Origin of the sequence: Haloferax sp. KTX1 (assembly GCF_902410085.1) — an archaeon.
Lineage (GTDB): Archaea > Halobacteriota > Halobacteria > Halobacteriales > Haloferacaceae > Haloferax > Haloferax massiliensis.
Window position 1 is genome coordinate 240,933 of record NZ_CABPRH010000003.1, and the last position, 25,310, is coordinate 266,242.

18 protein-coding genes are annotated in these 25,310 nt (G+C 67.2%); 8 read left to right on the plus strand and 10 right to left on the minus strand.

Features of this window, described 5'->3' with window-relative positions; genetic code table 11:
* Window positions 1-31 precede the first annotated feature (31 nt).
* The 3 genes from acs (FY251_RS07375) to acs (FY251_RS07385) all read right to left on the minus strand — a co-directional run bounded on the left by acs (FY251_RS07375) (window position 32) and on the right by acs (FY251_RS07385) (window position 6,054).
* Window positions 32-2,026, minus strand: coding sequence for an acetate--CoA ligase (acs, locus tag FY251_RS07375; RefSeq protein ID WP_148414135.1), 1,995 nt, complete (start codon window positions 2,024-2,026; stop codon window positions 32-34).
* A gap of 199 nt (window positions 2,027-2,225) precedes the next feature.
* Window positions 2,226-3,992, minus strand: coding sequence for a bacterio-opsin activator domain-containing protein (locus FY251_RS07380; RefSeq protein ID WP_148414136.1), 1,767 nt, complete (start codon window positions 3,990-3,992; stop codon window positions 2,226-2,228).
* A gap of 145 nt (window positions 3,993-4,137) precedes the next feature.
* Window positions 4,138-6,054: an acetate--CoA ligase gene (gene acs, locus FY251_RS07385; RefSeq protein ID WP_148414247.1), complete on the minus strand. Its 1,917-nt coding sequence runs from the start codon at window positions 6,052-6,054 to the stop codon at window positions 4,138-4,140.
* 145 nt (window positions 6,055-6,199) lie between these two features.
* Between acs (FY251_RS07385) and FY251_RS07390 the strand changes: the two genes are divergently transcribed.
* Complete coding sequence (locus FY251_RS07390) at window positions 6,200-7,363, plus strand: pyridoxal phosphate-dependent aminotransferase (RefSeq protein ID WP_148414137.1); 1,164 nt, start codon at window positions 6,200-6,202, stop codon at window positions 7,361-7,363.
* A gap of 54 nt (window positions 7,364-7,417) precedes the next feature.
* Here the strand turns inward: FY251_RS07390 and FY251_RS07395 are convergent, their stop codons facing one another.
* Entirely contained in the window at window positions 7,418-9,544 is a 2,127-nt protein-coding gene (locus FY251_RS07395; protein WP_148414138.1) for a histidine kinase N-terminal 7TM domain-containing protein, read from the minus strand.
* Between the two features lie 177 nt (window positions 9,545-9,721).
* On the opposite strand from FY251_RS07395, the gene FY251_RS07400 reads away from it, so the two are divergent.
* Both FY251_RS07400 and FY251_RS07405 read left to right on the plus strand, forming a co-directional pair.
* Complete coding sequence (locus FY251_RS07400; protein ID WP_148414139.1) at window positions 9,722-10,312, plus strand: TetR/AcrR family transcriptional regulator; 591 nt, start codon at window positions 9,722-9,724, stop codon at window positions 10,310-10,312.
* On the plus strand, window positions 10,309-11,775 hold the full coding sequence (locus FY251_RS07405; RefSeq protein WP_148414140.1) for an MATE family efflux transporter: 1,467 nt from the start codon (window positions 10,309-10,311) through the stop codon (window positions 11,773-11,775). The genes FY251_RS07400 and FY251_RS07405 overlap by 4 nt, the downstream gene beginning before the upstream one ends.
* Before the next feature lie 26 nt (window positions 11,776-11,801).
* Here FY251_RS07405 and FY251_RS07410 read toward each other — a convergent pair whose 3' ends face one another.
* The 4 genes from FY251_RS07410 to FY251_RS07425 form a co-directional block, all read right to left on the minus strand.
* Window positions 11,802-12,872 carry a proline racemase family protein gene (locus tag FY251_RS07410; protein ID WP_148414141.1) on the minus strand — a complete coding sequence of 357 codons (1,071 nt, stop codon included), beginning with the start codon at window positions 12,870-12,872 and terminating at the stop codon, window positions 11,802-11,804.
* Complete coding sequence (locus FY251_RS07415) at window positions 12,869-13,192, minus strand: hypothetical protein (protein WP_148414142.1); 324 nt, start codon at window positions 13,190-13,192, stop codon at window positions 12,869-12,871. Before FY251_RS07415 ends, FY251_RS07410 begins: the two co-directional genes overlap by 4 nt.
* Window position 13,193: 1 nt before the next feature.
* Window positions 13,194-14,660 carry a sodium-dependent transporter gene (locus FY251_RS07420; protein WP_148414143.1) on the minus strand — a complete coding sequence of 489 codons (1,467 nt, stop codon included), beginning with the start codon at window positions 14,658-14,660 and terminating at the stop codon, window positions 13,194-13,196.
* 612 nt (window positions 14,661-15,272) lie between these two features.
* Window positions 15,273-16,019, minus strand: coding sequence for a helix-turn-helix domain-containing protein (locus FY251_RS07425; protein ID WP_148414144.1), 747 nt, complete (start codon window positions 16,017-16,019; stop codon window positions 15,273-15,275).
* A 235-nt stretch (window positions 16,020-16,254) separates the two neighbouring features.
* Here FY251_RS07425 and FY251_RS07430 point away from each other — a divergent pair, with 235 nt between their 5' ends.
* Window positions 16,255-17,172 (plus strand): DUF106 domain-containing protein, encoded by a 918-nt coding sequence (locus FY251_RS07430; protein WP_187367368.1) that lies wholly within the window; start codon window positions 16,255-16,257, stop codon window positions 17,170-17,172.
* Window positions 17,173-17,276: 104 nt separating this feature from the next.
* The gene (locus FY251_RS07435) at window positions 17,277-17,681 is read left to right on the plus strand and encodes a hypothetical protein (protein ID WP_148414145.1); all 405 of its coding nucleotides are present in this window, start codon (window positions 17,277-17,279) and stop codon (window positions 17,679-17,681) included.
* A gap of 12 nt (window positions 17,682-17,693) precedes the next feature.
* Here FY251_RS07435 and FY251_RS07440 read toward each other — a convergent pair whose 3' ends face one another.
* Window positions 17,694-19,559, minus strand: a complete 1,866-nt coding sequence (locus FY251_RS07440) for a chloride channel protein (protein WP_255516628.1) — start codon at window positions 19,557-19,559, stop codon at window positions 17,694-17,696.
* Window positions 19,560-19,730: 171 nt separating this feature from the next.
* Window positions 19,731-20,096, minus strand: a complete 366-nt coding sequence (locus FY251_RS07445; protein WP_255516629.1) for a hypothetical protein — start codon at window positions 20,094-20,096, stop codon at window positions 19,731-19,733.
* 301 nt (window positions 20,097-20,397) lie between these two features.
* Between FY251_RS07445 and FY251_RS07450 the strand changes: the two genes are divergently transcribed.
* From FY251_RS07450 to FY251_RS07460, 3 genes are all read left to right on the plus strand, one after another.
* The gene (locus FY251_RS07450; RefSeq protein ID WP_148414147.1) at window positions 20,398-21,120 is read left to right on the plus strand and encodes a hypothetical protein; all 723 of its coding nucleotides are present in this window, start codon (window positions 20,398-20,400) and stop codon (window positions 21,118-21,120) included.
* A 161-nt stretch (window positions 21,121-21,281) separates the two neighbouring features.
* Window positions 21,282-22,748: a preprotein translocase subunit SecY gene (gene secY, locus FY251_RS07455; RefSeq protein WP_148414250.1), complete on the plus strand. Its 1,467-nt coding sequence runs from the start codon at window positions 21,282-21,284 to the stop codon at window positions 22,746-22,748.
* Window positions 22,749-22,871: 123 nt separating this feature from the next.
* A complete protein-coding gene (locus FY251_RS07460) occupies window positions 22,872-25,310 on the plus strand; it encodes an amino acid permease (RefSeq protein WP_148414148.1) in 2,439 nt (812 codons plus the stop codon).

Genomic DNA, 25,310 nt, shown 5'->3' on the forward strand with positions numbered 1-25,310 from the left:
GCTCTCGATTCGCTCGGTCGATTGCGGCCGTTCAGTCGGCCTGAGTGCGGACCTTCGCCGCGATTTCCTCGACGACCTCGGGATTTCGGAGCGTCGAGGTGTCGCCCAGTTCCGCGCCGTTCGCCACGTCTTCGAGCAGGCGGCGCATAATCTTGCCAGACCGCGTCTTCGGCAGTTCGGGCGTGAACACGACCCGTTCGGGTCTGGCGATGGGGCCGATAGCGTCCTCGACGCCCTCGATGATACGCGCGCGAAGGTCTGGGCCCTCCTCGTACCCGTCTTCGGTGATGACGTAGGCGTAGACGGCCTCGCCTTTCACCTCGTGGTCGCCGCCGACGACGGCGGCCTCAGCCACGCCTTCGACGCCGACGATGGCCGACTCGATCTCCATCGTGCCGAGTCGGTGGCCCGAGACGTTGATAACGTCGTCCACGCGACCGAGGACAGTGATGTAGCCGTCGTCGTCCACTTTCGCGCCGTCCTCGGGGAAGTAGACCCAGTCGTCGGGGTCGTCGCTGTCGGTGTCGGAGTACTCCGCCCAGTACTCGGAGACGTAGCGCTCGTCGTTGTCGTAGAGCGTCCGGAGCATCCCCGGCCACGGCTTGTTTACCGTGAGGTAGCCCGCCCGGCCGGGTTCGACTTCGTCGCCGTCGGTGTCGACGATTTGGGCGTCGATACCCGGCAGCGGCGGCCCGGCGGACCCGGGCTTCATGTTCTTGACGCCCGGTAGCGTGGTTATCATCATGCCGCCGGTCTCGGTCTGCCACCACGTGTCCACGACCGGACACTCCTCGTTGCCGATGTGTTCGTAGTACCACTTCCACGCGCGCGGATTGATCGGCTCACCCACGGTCCCGAGCAGGCGGAGGCTCGACAGGTCCCGCGACTCGGGGAACCGACTACCCCACTTCATGAACGCGCGAATCGCCGTCGGCGCGGTGTAGAAGATATCGACCGCGTACTTCTCGACGATATCCCACATCCGGTCGCGATTTGGGAAGTCGGGCGTGCCCTCGTACATCACCGTCGTGGAACCGAGTGCGAGCGGCCCGTAGACGATGTACGAGTGGCCGGTAATCCAGCCGATGTCGGCCGAACACCAGTAGGTATCTTCCCTCTCGATATCGAGGACGGCGTGCGAAGTCCACGTCGCGTAGGAGAGATACCCGCCGGTGGTGTGTTTGACCCCCTTCGGCTGGCCCATCGTGCCCGACGTGTACATGAGGAACAGCATGTCCTCGGCGTCGCGTTCGACCGGCGCGACTCGCTCGCCGCTCTGTTCGTCGAGGAGGTCGTCCCAGTCGTGCTGGTTGCCCTTCAGGTCGTGACCGAAGCCGTCGTCGCCGAGGCGGTCGACGACGACCGTCGCGTCGACGCCGTGGTCGACGCCGTCGAGACCCTCGTTGGCCTTGTCGAGATGGTCGAGGGCGTCGCCGCGGCGGTAGTAGCCGTCGCAGGTGACGAGGAATCGGGAGTCCGCGGCGTTCATCCGCGTCGCCAGCGCGTCGGCCGAGAAGCCGCCGAAGACGACCGAGTGCGGCGCGCCGATGCGGGCGCACGCGAGCATGGCGATTGGCAGCTCGGGAATCATCGGCATGTAGAGCGTCACCACGTCGTCTTCCTCGACGCCTTGCGCGCGGAGCGCGGCGGCGAACTCGTTGACCTCGCGATACAGGTCCTGATAGGTGTACGTCCGCGTCTCGCCGTGCTCGCCCTCCCACTTGATGGCGACGCGATTCTTGTCCCCGTTTTCGACGTGGCGGTCCACGCAGTTGTAACAGGCGTTCAGTTCGCCGCCGGTGAACCACTCGTAGAACGGCGGGTTCGAGTCGTCCAGCACCTCGTCGTAGTCTTCGTCCCAGTCGAGCATCTCGGCGGCCCGCTCCCAGCAGTCCGGCCAGTTCTCCTCGAACTCGTCGTAGATGTCGGGGTCCGAGACGTTCGCTTGCGCGACGAACTCCTCGGAGGGTTCGAACTCCTCTTGTTCTGCCAGCCGTGCCTCCAGTTCAGCGTCACCCTGTGCCATAGTACGTGGTAACGAGTCTCGACAAGGGGCATAAGTAGGGTAACTAATTATCGAAAATTAACACCACGATTATACACAATAGTCTTTAGAGGACTTTCACAGGCTTCAGAGCCGGATATGTTCGGTCTGAATTATTGTATATATTCTTTAGTAAACTATCATTCAATAATGAACGATTGTGTGCCAAGGCGTCGCACGCCTAAGGATCTAGGGTCGAAGCCTCCCCGTCGGCGTCGTCGTCGAAGAACGCGGTCATGAGTTTCTGCTGTGCGGTTCGAAGATGTTGGTGAAGCGTCGGCGACGAGACATCTATCGAATCGGCGAGGTCTTCGGCGGTACTGCCGCGAGGCCACTCGAAATACCCGGCGAGATAGGCCGCTCGCAGGACGGACTGTTGCTTGTCGGTGAGTCGCGCCACGAGCGACGCCCGGAAGTCGGCGGTGTTCCGCGCGGGCCGTTCGACCTCCTGTTTCGCGACGAGTTCGGTGTCGGGATAGGCGTCGGTTAGGTCGGCCATCACGTCTCGCAGCGGCGTTTCGTTCGAGAACTCGCCGACGAAACGGGCGACGCCGTCCTCCGCGACGAACCGCGAGACGGTGCCGTCGTAGGAGGTGAGCGCCGTAATCGTCGACCCCGCGGAGAGCGCGACTTCGAGGAGCGACTCCGTCCCTCGGTCCCGTATCAGGCGGATGTGCTCGACGTCGGCCGACGACTGCAACTCGTCGAACACCGCGTCCGTCGCCGCCTCCCGAACGGTGAGGAAACACAGCAACGCCCGCTCCTCGATGGGGACGACGCCGCGGAGTCGAATCGAACAGCCGAGGTCCGCGGAGAGCCGAACGAGCACGTCCCGCTCGTCCGAAGACTCGAACTCCAGTTGGACGACCGTGTCGGCCAGCAGTAGCTTCCGGCGCTCGGCGGCGGCGATTGCCTGTCCGACGTGGCGACCCAGCGTCACCAGCACGTCCGCCTCGGGATCGGTGACCTCCTCGCCGTCGAGGGCGACGTAGAGCGCGCCGTAGGCGGTTTCGCCGTGTCCCAGCGGAACGACGGCAAACGGGCCGTTCTCCGAGGTCGATGACGAGCCGAGACGCACCGTCTGGACGGCCCCGGCCTCGCACGCACGCCGGGTGAAATCCGTGCCTCGACTGGCGAGCGACCGACGGACCGCTTCGAGCGACTCCTCGTCGATGCCGGCGGCGATGAGCGACGCCCGCGCGTCGGTTTCGCCCGAGTCGGTCCAAGCGAAACGGTACTGGTCAGACTCGGCGAGTCCGTCGCAGACGGCCTGCTCGACCTCGTTTCGGGTGTTCACTGCCGAGAGTGTCGACCCGACGCTTCGCGCAGTCTCGACGACCCGATGCAGTCGGTCGGGTTCCCCTGCCCCGGCACGCCCGCCGCCGTCGACGACGTCCGGCGAGAGCGCATCGAGGACCTCGTCGTCGGTCGGTTCGTCGAGGAGCGGCGCGAGGCTCTCGATGCGGTCCCATCCACCGATTCGCATGACGACGCTCGGAGGGACGCCGTCGGCGAGCATCGTTCGGGCGAAGTGCCGGCGCAGGTCGCGGGTCGAAACCTCGGCCAACTCCTCGCGCTCGGTCGTTTCGGCGGCCCGCGCTCCGACCGACGCCACGAGCATCTGCAGGCGACGCGGCGTGACCGGAAGCACTCGCTCCGTCCCGTCGATGCCGGTCGTCGTGACGTACTTCCGCAGGTCGTGTTCGACCTCGTTCGGCAGGTACGCCGCCCGCCCGTCGGTCGGGACGGACAGGAAGTAGAGTTCCGTTCCTCCGCGTCGTCGCCGGGTCACGTGTGCGGGTTCGAACTGACTCATCTCGGCCGGCGTGAGGCCGACTTCCGCGCCGAGACGAAGCACGAGGTCCTCGCGGTACGTCTCGGTCGACCGGCGCAGTCGCTCGTACCCACCCGCCGACAGCGGCGTCGGTTCGGAGTTTCCGTCCCGCATTCGTTTCGGAATACATTCGATAAGCGAACTAAATCTTCCGATAGAAGTACAGTATCGACAGGATGGAAACAGCAATTAGCGGTATCCTCCGATCTCGAACGGCACTAACCCCGTTTCGCATAGACAGAGTTTCCCGAAACGGTCGTCAGCCCTCTCGGACGATGGATTCGAGTTCGCCGACGATTTCCGGGTTCTGGAGCGCGGACGTGTCGCCGAACTCCTCGCCGTTGGTGATGTTTTCGAGGAACCGTCGCATAATCTTCCCGGAGCGCGTCTTCGGGAGGTCCGGTGTGAACACGACGGCGTCCGGCGTGGCAATCGGGCCGATGCGCTCGCGGACGTGTGCGGCGATGCGCTCGCGGAGGTCGTCGTCCCCGGAGACGCCCGTCTCCAGCGTGACGTAAGCGTGGATACCGCCCGTGTCGGCGTCGGCGACGCTGACGACGGCGGCCTCGACGACGCCCTCGACGCCGACGACGGCCGACTCGATCTCCATCGTGCCGAGTCGGTGGCCCGAGACGTTGATGACGTCGTCGACGCGTCCGAGCACGGTGACGTAGCCGTCATCGTCCACTTTCGCGCCGTCGCCGGTGAAGTAGTGCCAGCCGTCCACGTCGAGCTTCGCAGCCTCCTCGCCCCAGCGGCGGCCGCGTCGCAGGGCGAGCGGCATGCCGGGCCACGGGCGGGTGAGAACGAGATAGCCGGCCTCGTTCACGGGGACCTCCTCGCCGCGGCCGTCGACGACCCGAGCGCCGACGCCGGGGAGCGGCGGGCCGGCGGAGCCGGGTTTCATCTTCTTGACGCCCGGTAAGGTCGTTATCATCATGCCGCCGGTCTCGGTCTGCCACCACGTGTCCACGACGGGGCAGTTCCCGTTTCCGATGTGTTCGTAGTACCACTTCCACGCGCGCGGGTCGATCGGTTCGCCGACGGTGCCGAGCAGGCGGAGGCTCGACAGGTCCCGCGACCCGGGGAGCGACGTGTCCCACTTCATGAACGACCGAATCGCGGTCGGGGCCGTGTAGAACACGTCGACGGCGTTCTCCTCGATGAGGTCCCAGATGCGGTCTCGCTCCGGGTAGTTCGGCGTCCCCTCGTACATCACCGCCGTCGTTCCGAGCGCCAGCGGGCCGTAGACCACGTACGAGTGGCCGCTAATCCAGCCGATGTTCGCCGTACAGAGATACGTGTCCTCGGGCTTGAGGTCCAACACCGCCTGCGACGTCCACGTGACGTGGGCGAGGTAGCCGCCGGTGACGTGTTCGACGCGCTTCGGCTCGCCCGTGGTCCCCGACGTGTGGATGAGAAACAGCACGTCGTCGGCCGCCCGTTCGACCGGGTCGACCTCCGCGCCGGCGTGAGCCGCCACCAGTTCGTCGTAGGTGTGCTGTCCCGCGCCGAGGTGTTCGGTCTCGCCGAGGTGCTCGACGACGACCATCTCTTCGAGGTCGTGGGCGGCCTTCAGGCGGGCGTCGTCGGCCTTGCTCTTCAGGAAGATGGCGCTCCCTCGCCGGTAGTAGCCGTCGCAGGTGACGAGGAATCGGGAGTCCGCGCTCTCCAGTCGCGTCGCCAGCGCGTCCGCCGACAGCCCCGCGAAGACGACGTTGTGGGGCGCGCCGATGCGGGCGCACGCGAGCATGGCGACGGGGAGTTCCGGAATCATCGGCATGTAGAGCGTGACTACGTCGTCCTCCTCGACGCCTTGCGCGCGGAGCGCGGCGGCGAACTCGTTGACCTCGCGGTAGAGGTCCTGATACGTGTACGTCCGCGTCTCGCCGAGGTGACTCTCCCACTTGATGGCGACGCGGTTCTTATGGCCGTTCTCGACGTGGCGGTCCACGCAGTTGTAACAGGCGTTCAGCGTTCCGCCGGCGAACCACTCGAACGGGGGGTCGTCGGCCGGAAGGACCGACTCGTACGGGTCGAACCAGTCGAGCGTCGCCGCCGCTCGGTCCCAGCAGTCGGGCCAGTCGGCCTCGAACTCGTCGTAGACCGAGTCGTCGGTAACGGTGGCCTGCTCGACGAACGGCGACGGGGGGTCGATCTCCTCGTCTTCGGCCATCCTCGTTTCGAAGTCCGGCCCGCGACGGTTCGACATACAGGTGGTACGTCGGCCTCATCGCATTAAAACGTTCGTCGGGGCGAGCGTGAAGCGCGCGGCGAGAGCGTCCGCCAAGATTCATGTGCCAGCCAGTCCCAGCCCACGTATGCCGACACCGTCCCCCTTTTCACGACGCATCGGGAGCGAGCGCGTCGCGGGAACCCGCGAGTCCGTCATCCGGGAGATGACCCGCGAGGCGCACGAACACGACGCCATCAACCTCTCGCAGGGGATTCCCGACGAGGACGAGACGCCGGCGAGCGTGAAGGCGGCCGCCAAAGAGGCAATCGACACGTCGAGCCAGTACACCATCACGTGGGGGCTGCCGGAGCTCCGCGAGGCGGTGTCGGAGCGCTACGCCGAGTGGAAGGGCGTCCGCTACGACCCCGAAACGGAGGTCACCGTCACCACGGGAACGAGCGAGGCCGTCGTCTCGACGCTCCTCGCGCTCTGCGACCCCGGCGACGGCGTCATCTACTTCGAGCCGACCTACGAGAGCTACATTCCCGCCGTCCAGTTCGCCGGCGGCGAGCCGATACCGCTCGACATCACCGACGGCCTCGAACTCGACGCCGACGCGCTGTGGAACGCCGCCGAGGACGCGTCGATGCTGATTCTCAACCACCCGCACAACCCGACGGGCAACGTCTTTTCGCCCGCCGAACTCGAACTGGTCGCAGAAGTCGCCGAGGCGGAGGACCTCGTCGTCGTCACCGACGAGATATACGAGCACATCGTCTACGCGGACGACTACGTCAGCCCGGTCGAAATCGACGGACTCGCCGGGCGGACCGTCGTCTGCACGGGGCTGTCGAAGACGTACTCCGTGACGGGGTGGCGCGTCGGATTCGCGCTCGCGCCCGAGCCACTCTCGGCCGAGTTACGGAAGGTCCACGACTACACGAGCATCTGCGCGCCGACGCCGTTCCAGCGGGCGGGCGTCGAGGCGCTGTCGCTCCCGGCGGACTACTACGACGACCTCTCGAAGTCCTACGAGCGCCGCGGCGAACTGCTGTACGACGGGCTCCGAGCGGTCGGTCTCGACCCCGTGAAGCCGGACGGCGCGTACTACATGCTGACGCGCTATCCGGGCGACGCAGACGACGCCGAGTTCGCCCACAGGCTCGTCCGCGAGGCCGGCGTCGCGGTCGTCCCCGGAAGCAGTTTCTACACCGAGGGGAGCGCCGACTGGGTCCGCTTTACGTTCTCCCGCAACGAGGCGACCATCGAGGAGGCGCTGCGACGACTCGGCGAGAACCGCTTTTGGTAGCCCGGCCGCCCGGCCAGTGACTCGGCGACGGTTCAGCGACCCGCAGGATGGTGGTCAGGCGTCGTCCGACGACGCCACGCCAGCCTCCTGCGCCGAGTCCGCGGCGCGGTCGACGCCGCGAATCACGAACCGCGCGCCGGCGTCCGGGTCGTCCTCGTAGCCGATCGACCAGCCGTGAGCGTCGGCGATGGTCTGGACGATGGCGAGGCCGAAGCCGGTGCCGTCGTCGGCCGTGGTGAAGCCGGACTCGAAGAGCTTCGGGCGGTCCGCCGGCGGCACGCCGGGGCCGTCGTCCTCGACGAAAAAGCCGTCGTGAGTCGCGCCGACCGTGACGGTCACGCCGTCGCCGGGGGAACCCCGGCGGCCTGTAGAACCATGTTCTACAGCGTCACCAGACGCAGTCTGGTTGCCCGCGGAACCGTGTTCCACGGCGTCGTCGGGAGAATCCCGACTGCCCGTCGAGCCGTGCTCGACGGCGTTCCGAAACAGGTTTTCGAAGAGTTGGAGGAGCCGGGTCCGGTCCGCGTCGAACGACGCGCTCGCTTCGATATCGAGCGTGGCGGTGCCGGTTTCGACGTTCGTCCACGCTTCGGCCGCGACGGCGTCGAGCGAGACCGTCTCGCGCTCGTCGACCGTCCCGCCGCGGGCGAGCGCGAGCACGTCGGCGATGATTTCGCCCATGCGCTCGTGGGCCGCCTCGATTCGCTCGACGTGGTCCGGGTCCGGTCGGTCGGCCTCCTTCACCAGTTCGAGGTAGCCCTCCGCCACGTTCAGCGGGTTACGCAGGTCGTGAGAGACGACGTTGGCGAACGTTTCGAGCTGTTGTTCGTGCTTCCGGCGGTCGGTCACGTCCTGAGCGTTGACGACGACGCCGCCGACGACGGGGTCGTCGAGGAGGTTCCGACACCGGACGCTGAAGACGCGCCACCCGCGAGTCGAACTGCGGAACCGGAGTTCGGCGATAGCGTCCTCGTCGGGACGTTCCAGCGCCTCTCGGAACGTCTCGATGCCGGCTTCCTCGTCGTCTGGGTGGATGAACCGCGCCAGCGTCTGCGACTCGCTCGGGTCCTCGTCGGCTCCGAGCGTCTGGGCGGCCGAATCGCTCAGGTAGGTGACCGAGCCGTGGGCGTCGAGGACGAAGATGAGGTCCGAGGCGTTCTCGGTGAGCGCGTGGAACCACCGCTCGCGGACGCGGCGCTCGGTGACGTCGTGGAGGATGTGCAGGTGGCCGCGGACCGCGTCTCGGCCGTCGGTCACGGCCGACCGGTCGACCTCGAAGTGCCGCGCCTCGCCGTTGTTGTCGACGATGCGAAGCTCCCCACCGGTTTCGAGCGACTCGGCGGTCTCCGCGTCGAACGCGTCGGCGAGAGGCGTCCCCAGCGACGAGGGTGCGACGTCGAACAGCGCCCGCGCCGCCGGGTTGGTGTCGGCCAGTCTGCCCTTCCGGTCGACGACGATGACCGGGTCTGCCATCCGCTCGATGACGAGGTCGCGCGCGATGGGGCTGATGTCGAGGATGCGGTATCGGGAGAGACCGACGGCGAACAGCGACGACGTGGCGGCGAACGAGACGGCGACGGGGTTCACGGGTGAAAACGGCATCAGGAGGTCGACCGCGCCGACGACGGCGGGAACGAGGACCGCGACGAACAGGACGAGCGCCTGCTTCCGGTATATCTGGTGGCTCCGAAGGGAGTGGATGCCGAGAACGACGAGCGCGGCTCCGACCACGACGTAGCTGTAGCCCACGTTCACCAAGAACAACGGCCCGTAGACGATTGCGGCCGTCGTGATTCCCCCGACGGTCGAAAACGACAGCGACTCCCACAGAAGCGCGTGGACCCCGAGGGCGTTCGTCGTCGTTCCCACGACGGCCAATGCGGGCCACGCGGCGAGCAGCGCCGCGGTCCGCCACGAGACCCACCGCTCGTAGCCCGCGATTTCGAGGGCGAAAAGCAGGGTGAAGATGACCGTCGCCTCGGCGGGTACCGAGACGAGGACGTACCACAGGAGGCGGACGGGCGTCGAGCCGGCGAGGAGGTAGAACGCCTCGAACAGCGACCAACAGCCGCCGCTCACGGTGAGAGCGATGAACCAGCGTCCGCTCGACTCGTCTCGGTACCGCCACCCGTAGCTCGCGACGCCGGCGGATATCACGGTCGCGAGGACGAGCGCACCCACGTACGGTGACGGCGAGGACGAGCGCACCCACGTACGGTGACGGCGAGAGAGACACGTGTACTCGGGTACCCGATTCGGGCACTTAGAAACTCCGGCAGTCGAGCGCCGTGAGACGCCCCCACAGAGCGGTCCTCGGTCCAAAGCCTCTTAACTGACCAGTTAGTAAGTCGGGGCAGAATGGACGCAGAGACCAGAGCCGAGATACTCGACGCGACCAATCGGGCGCTCTGCGAACACGGATACGCCGGCCTCACGGTGCAGCGAATCGCGGACGAGTCGTCGGTGACGAGCGCCGCGATTCACTACCACTTCGACACGAAAGAGGAACTCCTGAACGCGTTTCTCGACGACCTCATCGAGCGGTTCGAGTCGAAGCTGTCGTTCGACGCGGCCGACCCGCGAAAGCGCCTCGACGCGGTTCTCGACGCCGTGTTCAGTCCGAAGGACCCCGAATCGGACGGCTTTCCCGTGGCTATCATGGAACTGAAGGCGCAAGCGCCCTACCACGAACTGTTCCGCGAGCGCTTCCTCGACTTCGACGGCGTGATGCGCGGAGTCGTCGCCGACATCGTCCGCGACGGCGTTGAGGCCGGGCACTTCGACGAGGGCGACCCCGAAGAGATTGCGCGGCTAATCACGACCATGAGCAACGGCGCGCACGCCCGCGTCGTCGCGCTCGACGAGCACCCCGCGGAGACCCGGCGAGTCGTCGAGGACGCGCTGGAACTCCACCTCGGTTGGACGCCGGGTGAGGAGGTGGACGGATGAGCCTGTTCAAGGGACAAGAGGAACTCAACCTCACCGAGGGCGGCATCGTCAAGCCGCTTCTCTACCTGTCGCTTCCCATCGTCGTCACGAACCTCCTGCAGACCGCCTACAACCTCGCGGACACGTTCTGGCTCGGCCAGTACTCGACGGAGGCGCTGGCCGCCATCTCGTTCGCCTTCCCGATGGTGTTTCTCCTCATCTCGCTCGGGATGGGACTGTCCGTCGCCGGGAGCGTCCTCGTCGCCCAACACACCGGGGCCGACGAGACGGACGAAGCCGAGTACGCGGCCTCGCAGACCGTCACGTTCGCGTTCCTCGGGTCCGCGATACTCGGCGCGCTCGGCTATCCGCTCGTCCGGCCGTTCCTCGACTTCCTCGGTGCTTCGCCGGACGTGCTGCCGGGCGCGACGGCCTACATGCAGGTCATCGCGCTCGGTCTGCCGTTCATGTTCGGCTTCTTCGTGTTCATCTCGCTGATGCGCGGGGCGGGCGACACCATCACGCCGATGCTCGTGATGTTCGGGACCGTCGTCCTCAACGTCGTCCTCGACCCGTTTTTCATCAACGGGTGGGCGCTCGGGCCGATTCAGTTCCCCCAGCTCGGGATTCAGGGCGCGGCCATCGCAACCGTCATCTCACGGGTCCTCGCGATGGTCGTCGGCATCGCCATCATGGTGTCGGGGAGCAGGGGCATCCAGATTCACCTCACGGACATGCGCCCGGACTTCCGGTACCTGCGGAAGATTCTCCGCATCGGCATTCCCGCCAGCATCGAGGGGACGGGCCGCGCGCTCTCCATCAACGCGCTTCTCATCGTCGTCGGGCTGTTTTCGACCTCCGTCGTCGCGGCGTTCGGTATCGGGACCCGCGTGTTCTCGGTCATCTTCCTCCCGGCCATCGCCGTCGCCCGCGGCGTCGAGACGATGTCCGGACAGAACATCGGCGCGGGGAAGTACGACCGCGCGGAGCAGGCGAACTACGTCGCCGCCAAGGGGCTGTTCTTCGTCCTCGGCCTGCTCGGACTCGCCATCTTCCTCGTTCCGGAGCCAATCGTCTCGGTGTTCACCACCGACGCCGAGGTGCTCGACGTGGGCGCGGAGTTCCTGCGGTACGTCTCGCTGTCGTTCGGCTTCATCGGTATCATGCGGGCGTTCACCGGCGGCTTCCGGGGCGCTGGTAAGACCCTCATCGCCGCGGTGATATCGGTCGTCACGCTCGCCGGCATCCGGCTTCCGGTCGCCTTCGTCGCGTCGCAGGGGCTCCTCCCGACCGACTTCTGGTTCCTCGGGAGCACCGACGTTCGGGGCATCTGGATCGCCTTTTTCGTCTCGAACATCGTGGGCGCGGCCATCGCGTGGCTCTGGTTCCGCCGGGGAACCTGGCGCGAGGGCGACGTCCGCGGGACGCCGGCCGGCGGCGAGTTGGAGAACGACGACGTGGAGCTATCGAGCGGGCTGGACTGACCCGGAAAAAGAGCGGTCCGAACCCGCTACTCCGCCGAGATACTGAACCCCGAAAGCGAGTCCTTCGCGTCCTTGACGAACGTGTGTTTTCCCGTGATGCGGGCCGACCCGGTGATGAGCGGCGTCGTCAGCGTCACGCCGTCGCGTTCGTCGGCCGCGACGAGTCTGCCTTCGAAGCGCGTGCCGACGATGCTCTCGTGGAGGTACGACTCGCCGATGTCGAGCGCGCCGGCGTCGTGGAGGAGCGCCATCTTCGCGCACGTCCCGGTCCCGCACGGCGAGCGGTCGACCTGTCCCTCGCCGAAGACGACGATGCTCCGGTCGACGTCGTCGGGCCTCCCGTATATCTCGGTAATCGAGACCGCTCCCTCCTCGCCGGTGAGCGGGTGGACGATGTCGAGGCGCTCGTTGACGGCGTCGCGGACTTCGAGGCCCCAATCGACGAAGGTCGATGCGTGCCGCGGTTCGACGGGCAGGACGAGTTGGTCGCTGTCGACCAGCGCGAAGAAGTTGCCCGCGTAGACGACGTCGACGCGGAGCGGCGAGTCGAGAAACGAGACCGAGATGGTCGTCTCGTCGTAGACGAACGACCGGACGTTCTCTATCGTGACGCGCTCGACGCCGCCGTCGGACGCGTACTCGGGCGTCGCCTCGACGAGCCCGGCCGGCGTCTCGACGCGGACGGTCTCGCGCCGGTCGAGTCGACCCAGTTCGAGGAGCGCGGAGACGACGCCGATGGTCCCGTGGCCGCACATGTCGAGATAGCCCCGACTGTCCATGAAGAAAACGCCCACGTCCGCGTCGGAACGGGTAGACTCGACGACGACGGCCCCGAACATGCCGTCGTGGCCGCGGGGCTCCCGCATCAGCAGGTCGCGCACCCAGTCGTGGGTCTCGGCGAACGAGTCGCGGCGCCCCCGGACCGAGTCGCCCGCGAGCGCGGTGCGGTCGATGCCGTCGACGACGATGCGGGTCGGCTCGCCCTCGGTGTGCGTGTCGATGGTCGTGAACGACGCGTCCGTGGTCAGTTCCTCGAACTCGAACCCACTCTGGTCAGCGAGTTCGGCGGCGTCGACGTCGGCGGCGTCCCGGTTCATTCGTCCACCAGTTCGAGCCGTTCGATTTGCTCGTCGGACCAGTCGTAGTGCGGCTCGTCAATCGCTCGGAGCGACCGCACGCACTCGTTGTAGCGGCGGCGGGCAATCGGCGCGTAGGGGTCGTCGGGGTTCGCGCGAATCCACTCACGCAGGTCGGAAAGCGCCCGCGACGAGTAGCTGTCGACGTCGTCCTGTTCCCGTAAGAGCGCGAGTTTGCGCTCCTCGGTTCGGAGCGACTTGACGAGGACCGCGGCCGCGACGCCGGGCAACAGGAGGAGCGAGACGAGCATCGAGACCCACGTGAGCGTCGAGAGGGCCATCTCAGTCGTCACCTCCCGGAACGGCCGCGGAACCGGACGGCGGCTCGTCGCCGATGACGCTCATCACGAGCGTGCTCACGACGACGAGTCCGGCCATGAACGCGACGCCGAGCAACATCAACCGCTGGTTCGACGTACCGATGCTGGAGTAGACGCCGTACCCGAGGATGAACACCATCACGACGGGGATGACGTACTTCACGACCGGATTCCACCACGCGCCGACGTAGATGCCGGCGTTACGGTTGAGGTCGAGGACGCGGGCGCGCTCGGGACCGAACTTCCACGCGACGAGCGCGATGATGGAAAGCGTCGCGAGCGGGAGGCCGAAGCTCCCGAACATGAAGTCCATCCGCCCGAGGAACGCCGACGAGTAGGCGCTCGGGAGACCGAACAGCCAAATGGCACCGCAGGACGCGAGCACGGCACCCGTCCGAGAGAGCCGCGTCTCCTCCGAGACGGTGGTGACGGCGACCTCAGTGATGCCGAGTCCGGAGGTGAACGTCGCGAAGAAGAACGAGACGAAGAACACGATGGCCCACAGACTCCCGCCGGGGAGTTCGGGGAACACCTGCGCCATCGAGATGAAAAGCAGGTTCGACCCGGCGCTCGGTTCGAGTCCGAACGCGAAGACGACGGGGAACGTGGCGAACACCGCGAGCAGGCCGATGCTCGTGTTCCCGATGGCGGTGAACAGGCCGCCGCCGAGCGGCACGTCGTCGTACCGGCTGAGGTAGCTCCCGTAGGTCAGCGCGATGCCCCACCCGAGGCCCGTCGAGAACAGCGCCTGACTGAGCGCCGCGACCCACGTACTGCCGCGGGTGAGGTACCCCCAATCGGGCGTGAAGACGAACGCGACGCCCTCCATGCCGCCGGGGAGCGTGATGCCGCGAATCGAGACCGCCACGAGCGCGACGACGAGCAGCGGAATCATCCACTTCACGACGCGCTCGATGCCACGGCGGATACCGAACACGAGGACGCCGGCCAACCCGGCCATCGTCACCGTGTGCATCCCGACGACGAGCGCCGGGTTGTTGATGAAACCCTCCCAGAACGCCTGCGGCTGGAACCCCGGCTGGGTGAACGTCATGAGCACCGAGTGGCCGGCGTAGTAGAGCGCCCAGCCGATGATGGGCGCGTAGTACGACATCAGCGCCACGTTGACGATGAGAACCACGAGGCCGAGACCCCGCGCCCGCTTGCTCCCGAGGACCTGCTTGAACGCCCCGATGACCCCGTTGTTCGTGTAGCGGCCGATCATCGTCTCCGCCATCAGACCGGGGACCGCAATGAGATACAACAGAAAGATGTACGCCACGAGGAAGGCACCGCCGCCGTTTTCGCCCGTCGTAAACGGCATCCGCCAGATGTTGCCCGCGCCCACCATCGCGCCGAGCATCGCCATGAGGAAGCCGAACCGGCTTCCCCACTCTTCTCTCGCCGTTCTCGCCTCAGAGTCTGTCATGATAATCTTACTCAGTTCCTTGAATAGAAGGTAGTTATACGGATGTGCTACTATGGTCGGGTGTCGTCAACGCCAGATGTGTATGGATACTGGTTCGATGGCCCGAATTTGCTGACGGATACTGAAAAACGGCCCGCTTCAAGCGGTCTCGGCGACCCCGAACGGTCGGTGGAAACTATCACCAAGAGAGATAGTTCTGGGCTGAATCCCCGGTGAAACCGCGTCATCGTCGATGATGTGAATATACGCACGAGACGGGCACGACCGGGGTGAGCACCGCCAGTGACGATTCGCGTGGAGGACCGCCCCCTGACGAGGACCCCCCTCCCATAGACAGATACTAGTCTAACTCACCCGCTGCCGAAAACCACGACATGGCGAACACGACCGCGGAACGACTATCGACCCGACGGTGTCCGAAGTGCGATTCAGCGACGCAGATGAGACACGGAATCGAACGCTGTTCGGACTGCGACTGGCGCGCTCCGCAGGGGGCCGACTAGCGCGCGAGGCGAACGGCCGCGGCCACGGCCGCCGCCCGGTGAACGAACACCACCATGTCCGGAGTAAATCGGGGCGTCGATTATCGAACCGAATAACGAGCGGCGATGACTACAGCTGTGAATTGGCGTCCGCGTACTGGTTGAGGAGTTTCGCCTCCGCCTTCCGAAGGTGTTCGAGGAGCGTCGTCTTCGAGATGTCGAGTTCGTCGGCCAGTTCCCGCGTGGTCGTCCTCCGCGGCCACGTGTAGTAGTCGCGCCGGCAGGCCAGTTCGAACACCTCGCGCTGGCGGTTCGAGAGCTTGTCCAATTGGTGCGAGACGTGGTTTTTCGCGCCGGCGACGGACGTGACCTTGGTGACGATGATTTCGGCCTCCTTCGTCTCCTCTAGCGAGTCGAGGCGTTCGCGGAGGTCAGCCCTGTCGTCGGTGTCGATGACCGGCCAGTACTCCCACCCGTCGTCGACGCGGACGGGGGCGTCGTGGACGAAGCCGTGTGACAGAAGCGAGTCGGTCATGCTGTTTTCGGGGTCGTACTCGACCATCATCTCCCGTGTCGCGTTGCCGACGTTCGACGCGTCGTTGTCGAACTCGTGTCGGGGGCTCAACTCGGAGACGGAGTCGGTGAGCCGCGACTGCTCGGTCGCGCGGACGAAGTCGTCGATATCTTCGACCCGGTCCGCGTAGACCGTGAAATGCCCCTTCACGGTGTCTTCGGGCGTGTTGTACACGGTGTGAGCGGTGAGACCGGCGTCGACGCTCTCTGTCACCTCCAGCGTCCAGCAGTCTGGATGCCGGAGTTTGAGCGTGAGTCTGGTCGGACCCGTGAGTTCGCAAGTCGGTGCGGTAACGTTCGACATACGAGACGCTTACCACCCCGTTCCGTATATATCCAACCGACCATGGGAGGCCGCGCCGTCGACAGAAGTCCCCGGTTGCCCGGCGGTTTCGGGGGAAAATCGCGTATCAAATCCGAGAACAGACTGATTGACGCGACCACGGCCCGCTAAATCGACGCCGAGTCGGCGACTGTCACCGCGGCGGGTTCCGGCGGAGGGAAGCGTTGATAACGACCGCTCGAATAGGGACGAGTGAATGCCCGCAGACTCCCTAGAGACGTTACTGGACAATCCGGCGATGCGGGAGGCGCTCTCGGTCGTCGTCGAACGGTCGAAGGAGGGAACCGAAGAACTCCGCTGGCGCGACGTGAACGACGCGCTGTCGAGCGGTCAGTGGGGTCGCCTCATCGAACAGGGCGTCCTGAGCGACGCCGCGGCCGGCGGCTTCGTCCTGTCCGACCCGGACCGAATCGCCTCGAAACTGCAGTCGCGCGACCCCGGCGCCGAGGACGGGAGCGACGACGCCGACTCGTCGTGGTCTCGGTGGGACAAGTTCGGCGCGCTCGGCGTCGTCGTCCTGTTCGCCGGCTACTGGAACGCCGGCGTCCGGAACGCGGTCGCCGGCATCGACAACGTCGTGCTCGGGGCGCTGGCGCACTCGATACCGTTCTACGCCGTGGTCATCGTCCTCGCCGCGGCGACCGGCCTCTACTCGACCGTGATGCAGGACCGGCTGAAGGACGCGGAACTCCTCGAACGCCACCAAGCCCGGATGGACGACCTGAAGTCGCGCCGGGAGGCGGCGAAAGAGCGCGGCGACGACGACGCGCTCGAACGCATCGAGGCGGAGCAGATGGAGGCGATGGGCGACCAGTGGAGCGTCATGAAAGCCCAGTTCAAGCCGATGGTCTGGATAATGCTCGTCACCATCCCGGCGTTCCTCTGGATGCGCTGGAAGGTCCGCGGCGGCCACGTCGCCGCCGGTTCCGCGCACGTGATTCTCCCCCTCGTCGGTCGGGTCGGCTGGCAGGACGCCGTCTTCGGCCCCATGCCGGCGTGGATCGTCTGGTACTTCCTCTGTTCGTTCGCCGCCAGACAGCTCTGTCAGAAGTTCCTCGGAATCGACCCCTCCGGGACCTCTCGGTCGGACTCGGAGTCCACGACCTCTTCTTGAGCGACGCGAACTGCCCCTCGAAGCGTGCGTCGCGGGGGCTGTGACAACCCCTTAGTGATTTTCAAACCGGTTCGTATAAACCGACGCCGCGACGAGAGTTCGGCATGGACCGCGACGAACCCGAGCGGCGAGAGCCCAGCGACTCGCCCGCGGCGACGCCCGAACTCGACGAAAGCGAGATCGAAGCGCTCGTCGAGTACGTCGAAAGCGGAAGGGCGCGCGGACAGCGAGTGGAACACGGCGGCGAGGACCGAAACGGGCGGGGCGGGCGCGACGGCCGTGACGGTCGCAAAGCGGCGGTAGAGCGCTTCCGCGGTCCGGACGAGGTGCTCACGCGAGTCGTGCCGCACGCGGGCTACCTCGAAATCCACAAGCGGACGCCGTGCGCCGAGGGCTGCGCGTCGTGCCCGCACGGACCCGCCGTCTACCACGTCCGGTGGGAGCGCCACCCCGGTGGAGAGGACCGGCTCCACTGGGTCCTCATCGGTCCCGAGGTCGGCGCGAACTGATTTTCCGTCGGCTCAGCGGTCGCCCGCCGCGGTGGGGGGAGCCGCCCGCGACTCCGACTGCGTCCCCTCGTCGCCTCGGCGACAGCGCGTCGGTTCGACCGCCGACTCGATGGGGATGTCGTCGTAGGCGTCGAGCACGTCGCTCCGGGTGACGATGCCGACGACCGTCGCGCCGTCGACGACCGGGACGCGACCCACGTCGGCGGCCTCCATCGCGTCCACGACGTGGAGGAGGTTGCTGTTCGGCGTCGTCGTGACGACGGTCCGCGTGCCGACGTCCTCGACCGGCGGGTCCGCCGCCGGGTCGTCGTCGCCGTCGAGGGCCTCGATGTTCTCGGTCAGGAACTCCTGTGCGTCGCTCTGGACGACGATACCGGCGAGCGACTCGTCCGCCTCGACGATGGGAAGCCCGCCGTGGTCGGTGTCGCGGAGCCGGTTGACGGCCTCCGAAAGCGGCGTTCCGACTTGGACGGTGTCGACGGCGGTCGTCATCACGTCGGCGACGTGCACGTCTTCGATGCTCCCGATGCGGCGCTCTTGGACCGTGTAGCCGAGGTCGCGGAGCTTCTGCGTGTAGATGGTACTGCCGTTGAGGAGGTAGCTCGCGATTTCGCTCCCGACGACGCTGACCATGAGAAGCGGGAGGATGATGGTGTACTGGCCGGTGAGTTCGAAGATGATGATGATGGCGGTGAGCGGCGCGCCCGCGGTGGCGGCGAAGATGCCGCCCATCCCGACCAGCGCGTACGCGCCCGAGGGGGCCGTCCCGGGGACGAGCGCGTGGACCGCGAGGCCGAACGCGCCGCCGACGGTGGCACCCACGAACAGCGACGGCGAGAACACGCCGCCCGAACTCCCGCTGCCGACCGACAGCGAGAAGCCGACCGCCTTGAGCACCGCCAGCGCGACGAGCGCGCCGAAGAGGAAGCCGCCGTCGATGCTCCGGTGGACGACGCCGTAGCCGACCCCGAGGAGGAGTCCGGCGGCCTCCCCCGGCGCGACGCCGAGGACGACGGTCCCGACGAGGACGCTCACGCCGAGCAGGAGTCCGCCCAGCGCGGGCTTGAGATAGCCCGGCGCGTCGAGGCGCTCGAAGAAGTGCTCGACGCCGTAGAGCAGTTTCACGAGGCCCGCGCCGACGAGGCCGACGACGACGCCCAAAAGCAGGTAGATGGGGAGTTCGACCGCCGGCGTCACCAGCTGGTACGACGCGGGCACGAGGAACTCGCGGATGCCGGGGGTCGGCGAGAACTCCAGAATCGGGCGGGCGACCGCCGTCGCCGTCAGCGCGGCGAGAACGACCGTGATGACGTGGCCGAGGTAGTACTCCGCGAGGAGGATTTCGAGCGCGAACATGATGCCCCCGATGGGCGTGTTGAACGTGCCCGCGATGCCGGCGGCCGCCCCCGCGGCGACGAGCGTCCGCGTGTGCCGCGACCGGACGAACCGGCCGAAGAACGACCCGGCGGCGCTCCCGATCTGGATGATTGGTCCCTCGCGGCCGAGCGACGCCCCGCTCCCGATGGCGACGCTCGACGCGAGCGTCTTGTAGAGGGCGATTTTCGGGCTGATGCGGCCGCCGCGGTTCAGCATCGCGTCAAGGACGCTCGGCACGCCGTGGCCCTTGACCGCGTCGGTCGTGAGCAGGACGACGACGCCGACGAGGAGGCCGCCCAGCGCGGGGATGACCGCGTAGCGGAGCGGCCCGAGCGGGGACAGGAGGTCGAAGGCGTTGGTCACGGGCACGAGCGCGAACGAGACGTTCCCCGGGTTGAGCGAGGTTCCGTAGAGCAGTTCCTGAACGACCCAGATGCCGACCCGGAAGACGACGGCTCCGAGCCCGGCGACGACGCCGATGGCGACCGCTAGCACGTTCATCGCGATATCTTCGTACCGCGGTTCGACCTCCGCCGTCTGTATCGCCCTGCGAGCCCGCGCGCGCAGGGTAGACTCGTCGCTCACGTCTTGGGGCATCCGAGTCAATCTTGCGCGATAGGGTGTTTGTCAGTTTCGTTTCGAACACCGACTGGCGAGCGGCCGCGAAGCGGGTCAGGGGGTGGCACGCGCGAGCGCGGCGTGCGTCGCGACGACGCAGCCGCCCGCGGCGACGCCGACCCACATCAGGAGATGACCCGCGCCGAGGTCGAACGACACGCCGACGAGCCACAGACCGATGAGGACGCCCGCGGAGTTGGTGGGGTAGGAGAGGCCGCCACGCGCCGCGAGCTGCAGCAGGCCGGTACAGGCGACGCCCAACAGGAGGACGCTGACGACGGCGTCGTCGCCGACCTCCGCCGGGGGGCCGCGGAACACGACGGCCGCGGCGGCGAGCGCCGCCGCCGACGCGAGGTCGACGCCGAGCGTCGTTCGCGCGAGCGAGCGTTCGACCGGCAATCGGGGCTGTGTACTCGTCATGGGTGTCGAGCGCGCACCCGCCGACGCGATGCCGAAACAAGGGGACTGCGTCGGATGGGGTGTCGCGTGTCGAAGCGGTCAACGGTGGCGACACCGGGCAGGCTAAACCACCGAGGGGTGCTATCGGATCGAAGACGATGGGTAGCGGTTGGCCGCTTCGTGGCCGTGGAACACGGCAATCGGGGGTTTCGCGTGGACGCTTATAGTCTTTTTCAAGGAGTGACACTCTGAAACAGCCGACAACCACTAAGCGATTGCCAAACCGAAAACGACACCGCGACTGCCCGACCACAGCACACCGATGAACCGCGATTCCGTCGCCCGCCTCACTCGCCTCGTCACCGCGCTCGGAGCCGTCCTCGTCCTCCTCGGACTCGCCGTGCAGGTCACGACGCTTCGACTCGGACTGCCGCATCCCCCGTGGGAGCTACAGGCCGCGAGCGACGCCGAGGTGCTGGGCGTCGGCCTCTGGTGGGTCGCCGTCGCCACCCGACTCGTCGGGCCGCGTCGCGCTCGGCGACGCGTCGGCCCGGAACGCGACCCGACGCGCCGCGCGGTCTACGTCACTCGCGGACTGCTCGACGCGCTGTTGGACCGCGCGGCGCGCGCCGAACCGAGCCGCGAATCGCTCTCGCTCGGCACGACCGCCGCGGGCGAGTTAGACGGGGCGGAGTCGCTCGACGCGACCCGACCGGTGTTCAGCCACTTCGTCCACCCGAGCGCCGGCGCGGCGGTCCGGGGGGTCTTCGGCGTCGACCTCGCGACCGCGCCGGGGCGGACGCCGGGGCAGTTCGTCTCGCACCCGTGGGGGCCGCTGGCGGCGACGAAGCGCGACACGCTCCGCGAGGTCGTCCTCGTCGCGGTCCCGCCGTGGGACGACGACTGCGTGGCCGCGTTCGACCGGGCGGGGCGGCGGCGTCCCCTCCGCGTCGTCGACGCCGAACCGCGGGAGTCGTTCGACGAGTCGGTTCCGACGGCCGGTTCCGCGGCGTCCCCGTCGACACCGACGTCGGCGGACGGATAGTCACCGCATCGATACAATTATACGCGACGACTGGCCACGACTGATTGAACCGCCGATTCGCGAGCACAGCGACGGCGTCCCGTGCGGACGCCGCTCGCGTAGTGACGACGCCGGTCGGCGCGACAGACCATGCAATCGCCAACAGCCACTCGCACTCGACCATGAGTTGGAAAGACACCGCAGCACCGGTTCTGAGTCGGATGCCCGCCGTGGCCCGCCCGGACGGCCACGTCCCGTTCCGCCGAAAGCTCGGCTGGACCGCCGGCATTCTCGTCCTGTACTTCTTCCTGACGAACGTCACGCTCTTCGGCGTCGGGACGGGGAGTCAGGACATCTTCGGGCAGTTCCGCTCCATCCTCGGCGGGGGACAGGGGACCATCCTCCAGTTGGGTATCGGTCCCATCGTCACCGCGAGCATCGTCCTCCAACTGCTACAGGGCGGGGACTTGCTCGGCCTCGACACGGACGACCCGGGCGACCAGATCCTCTATCAGGGCCTCCAGAAACTGCTCGTCTTCGGGATGATCGCCCTCCAAGGCCTCCCCATCGTCTTCGCCGGGGGCTACCTCCCGGCCGACCCGGCGGTCGCGAGCGCCCTCGGCGTCGGAGCGGTCGGCGTGAAGTGGCTCATCTTCGCGCAGATATTCGCCGGCGGCGCGCTCGTGTTGTTCATGGACGAGGTCGTCAGCAAGTGGGGCGTCGGCTCCGGCGTCGGCCTCTTTATCATCGCCGGCGTCAGCCAGCGTCTCGTCGGCGGCCTCTTCGCCGACCCCGCCATCGGCGCGTCGACGACCGGCATCGTCTCCGAGTGGGTCCACGTGCTCGCCGGGACCGAGACGGTCCCGTCGCTCGCGACGGCGGGCGGGATACAGGCGCTCTTGTTCGGCGTGGGGGGCATCGTCCCGCTCCTCACGACGCTTCTCATCTTCGGCATCGTCGTCTACGCCGAGAGCGTCCGCGTCGAGATTCCCCTCTCTCACGCCCGCGTGAAGGGCGCTCGCGGCCGCTTCCCCGTGAAGCTCATCTACGCGAGCGTCCTGCCGATGATTTTCGTCCGCGCGCTGCAGGCGAACGTCCAGTTCCTCGGGCGCATCCTCAACAGCCAGTGGGCCGGCATGCCGGCGTGGCTCGGCCAGTACACGAGCGGGCAGGTCACCGGCGGCCTGTTCTACTACCTGAACCCGATTCACGCGCCCAGCCAGTGGATGTGGTGGCTCGGGTCGGCGTCCCAAGAGCCGTGGCAGATTCTCGTCCGCGTCGCCATCGACCTGACGCTGATGCTCGTCGGCGGGGCCATCTTCTCCATCTTCTGGGTCGAGACCGCCGACATGGGGCCGGAGGCGACCGCGCGGCAGATTCAGAACTCCGGGATGCAGATTCCCGGCTTCCGCCGCAACCCGCAGGTGATAGAGCGGGTCATGGAGCGGTACATCCCGCAGGTGACGGTCGTCGGCGGCGTCCTCGTCGGCCTGCTCGCCGTCATGGCGAACATGCTCGGCACCATCGGCGGCGTCTCGGGGACCTCGCTCCTCCTCACGGTCTCTATCACGTACAAGCTGTACGAGGAAATCGCCGAGGAACAGCTCATGGAGATGCACCCGATGATGCGGACGATGTTCGGCGGCTAGCGCGCCGAGTCGCACCCGGTCGAAAGAGACCCGTATTCTGCAGGTGAGAACCCGGCGACGACGGCTCGAATCCGAGCCGTCACCCATCGGGGTTTTTCTGTCCGCCCTTCGAGAGTCCACCTGATGGCCGACACGCAATCGACCGCAGGGGGCGGCGACGCCCCCGGAGAGGAGTCGGTGGAAACGGAACTCTCGCGCGACATGAGCCTCGCCGACATCACGTTCATCGGCGTCGGCGCGATGATCGGCGCGGGCGTCTTCGCGCTGACCGGATTCGCGGCGGGGCTGGCCGGCCCGGCGCTCACGGTGGCGTTCATACTCAACGGGCTGGTGGCGATGTTCACCGCCGTCTCCTACGCCGAGCTCGGGGCGGCGTTCCCCGAGGCGGGCGGCGGCTACCTCTGGGTGAAAGAGGCGCTGGCCGACCCCAACGGCTTCTACGCCGGGTGGATGAGCTGGTTCGCCCACGCCGTCGCCTGTGCGCTCTACGCGGTCACCTTCGGCGTCTTCCTGACCGAGTTCTTCGTGGTGTTCGCCGGCCTGCCCGACGGGTTCGCCCTGTTCGGATTGCTCGACCGCCTGCTCGTCGAAAAACTGCTCGCGGTCGTGATGGTGCTCGCGTTCGCGTACATCAACTACCGCGGGGCCGAGGAGACGGGCAAGGCGGGCGTCGTCGTCACGACTATCAAGATTCTCATCCTCGGCGTCTTCGTGGCGTTCGGCATCCTGGCGACGGTACGCGAGCCGAACTGGACGGCGACGTTCCTCGACAGTCCGTCGTTCGCGCCGAACGGCCTCGTCGGCGTCATCGGCGCGATGGGCTTCACGTACATCGCCTTCGAGGGCTACGAGATTATCGTCCAGTCGGGCGAGGAGGTCGTCGACCCCGGCACCAACGTCCCGAAGGCGGTGTTCTACTCGATGGCAATCGTGGTCCCCATCTACGTCCTCGTCGCCTTCGCGGCCATCGGCGGCATCGACGTGACCGCCGAACTGGCGAGTCGCGCGGGACTCACGACCGCCGCGCCGACGTGGCAGGTCCTCGGGAACCTCGGCGAACTCGGCATCATCGAGGCCGCCGGGCAGTTCGTCCCGTACGGCGTCCCGCTGCTCCTGTTCGCCGGGCTCGCGGCGACGATGAGCGCGCTCAACGCGACCATCTACTCCTCGTCGCGGGTGTCGTTCGCCATGGGCCGCGACCGCGTCCTCCCGGGCTTCTTCGGGCGCATCCACGGCGACAAGCGGACGCCCCACTGGGCAATCGGTCTCTCGGCGGTCCTCATCGGTCTCATGGCCGTGTTGCTCCCCATCGAGAGCGTCGCGGCCGCCGCCGACATCATGTTCATCTTCCTGTTCATTCAGGTGAACTGGACCGTCGTCAAGATGCGGGCGACCCACCCCGACCTCCCGCGGACGTACGAGATTCCGTACATGCCGTGGCCCCCGCTCATCGGCATCGTCCTCCAGTTCATCCTGACGCCGTTTTTGCTCCTCGAACTCGGGCTGACGCCGGGGCTCGGCGCGGGGTCTGAGGGCTTCGTCGCGCTCGTGACCACGGCCGTCTGGATGGCGCTCGGGCTCGTCGTGTACTACGGCTACTCCGAGGGCAAGGAGGCCGAGAAGCTCGAAGAAGAGACCCCGACCGTCGTGACCGAACGCGCCCCCGAGCGGCGCGAGTCGCAGGTGCTCGTCCCGATTGCCAACCCCGACAACGCGGCGCAGTTGATGCGGACCGCCATCGACGTGGCCCGCGACCGCGACGCAGAGATTCTCGTGATGAGCGCCGTCGAGGTGCCGTCGCAGACGCCGATTTCTGAGGGGCGGCGGTTCGTCGACGAGAAGCGCGAGACCATCTCGTCGGTCATGGAGCTAGCGACCGACGCCGACGTGCCCGTCAGCGGGACGGTCAGACTGGGCCACGACGCCGGGACGGCCATTCTCAACACCATCGAGGAACACGACAGCGACGCGGTGTTGATGGGCTGGCGCGGCCGGGGTCGCCGCCGCGACTACATCCTCGGGAGCAACGTCGACGAGGTCGTGACCAAGGCCCCCTGCGACGTGCTCGTCGAGCGCATCGGTCCGACGGACGGCGAGGTGGACTCGATTCTCCTGCCGACCGCGGGCGGCCCGCACGCCGAACTCGCCGCGGAGGTGTGCCGCGCTATCGCGCGGACCAACGACGCCGAGATACACGTCATGAACGTCGTCGCACCCGACGCCGACGAGAGCGACCGCGAGGACGCCCAGCGCCGGGTGGACTCGACGGCCGCGGCGGTCGGCGACGACGAGGTCAGGGTGACGACCTCGGTCCGCGAGGGCGACGACGTGGCGGCGACCATCGTCGCCGCGACCGAGGAGTTCGACCTGACTGTCATCGGGGCGACGAGAGAGGGACTGCTCCAGCAGCTCGTCTTCGGCGCGATTCCGGAGACGGTCGGCCGCGACGCCGCGAGCACGGTCATCATGGCGAAGCGCGACCTCGGCGTCATCTCGTGGGCGACGCGGTGGTTCAAGCGCCGCCGCGACGACTACCACGTCCGGAACGGTGACGGCGAGTGA

What these genes read in the sequence shown, in the direction of transcription:
- FY251_RS07440 (WP_255516628.1), bottom strand. Translation starts at nt 19,559, where the DNA reads ATGAACGTGCTAGCGGTCGCCATCGGCGTCGTCGCCGGGCTCGGAGCC.
- acs (WP_148414135.1), bottom strand. Translation starts at nt 2,026, where the DNA reads ATGGCACAGGGTGACGCTGAACTGGAGGCACGGCTGGCAGAACAAGAG.
- secY (WP_148414250.1), top strand. Translation starts at nt 21,282, where the DNA reads ATGAGTTGGAAAGACACCGCAGCACCGGTTCTGAGTCGGATGCCCGCC.
- FY251_RS07415 (WP_148414142.1), bottom strand. Translation starts at nt 13,192, where the DNA reads ATGGCCCTCTCGACGCTCACGTGGGTCTCGATGCTCGTCTCGCTCCTC.
- FY251_RS07435 (WP_148414145.1), top strand. Translation starts at nt 17,277, where the DNA reads ATGGACCGCGACGAACCCGAGCGGCGAGAGCCCAGCGACTCGCCCGCG.
- FY251_RS07405 (WP_148414140.1), top strand. Translation starts at nt 10,309, where the DNA reads ATGAGCCTGTTCAAGGGACAAGAGGAACTCAACCTCACCGAGGGCGGC.
- FY251_RS07460 (WP_148414148.1), top strand. Translation starts at nt 22,872, where the DNA reads ATGGCCGACACGCAATCGACCGCAGGGGGCGGCGACGCCCCCGGAGAG.
- acs (WP_148414247.1), bottom strand. Translation starts at nt 6,054, where the DNA reads ATGGCCGAAGACGAGGAGATCGACCCCCCGTCGCCGTTCGTCGAGCAG.
- FY251_RS07380 (WP_148414136.1), bottom strand. Translation starts at nt 3,992, where the DNA reads ATGCGGGACGGAAACTCCGAACCGACGCCGCTGTCGGCGGGTGGGTAC.
- FY251_RS07425 (WP_148414144.1), bottom strand. Translation starts at nt 16,019, where the DNA reads ATGTCGAACGTTACCGCACCGACTTGCGAACTCACGGGTCCGACCAGA.
- FY251_RS07445 (WP_255516629.1), bottom strand. Translation starts at nt 20,096, where the DNA reads ATGACGAGTACACAGCCCCGATTGCCGGTCGAACGCTCGCTCGCGCGA.
- FY251_RS07390 (WP_148414137.1), top strand. Translation starts at nt 6,200, where the DNA reads ATGCCGACACCGTCCCCCTTTTCACGACGCATCGGGAGCGAGCGCGTC.
- FY251_RS07400 (WP_148414139.1), top strand. Translation starts at nt 9,722, where the DNA reads ATGGACGCAGAGACCAGAGCCGAGATACTCGACGCGACCAATCGGGCG.
- FY251_RS07420 (WP_148414143.1), bottom strand. Translation starts at nt 14,660, where the DNA reads ATGACAGACTCTGAGGCGAGAACGGCGAGAGAAGAGTGGGGAAGCCGG.
- FY251_RS07430 (WP_187367368.1), top strand. Translation starts at nt 16,255, where the DNA reads ATGCCCGCAGACTCCCTAGAGACGTTACTGGACAATCCGGCGATGCGG.
- FY251_RS07410 (WP_148414141.1), bottom strand. Translation starts at nt 12,872, where the DNA reads ATGAACCGGGACGCCGCCGACGTCGACGCCGCCGAACTCGCTGACCAG.
- FY251_RS07450 (WP_148414147.1), top strand. Translation starts at nt 20,398, where the DNA reads ATGAACCGCGATTCCGTCGCCCGCCTCACTCGCCTCGTCACCGCGCTC.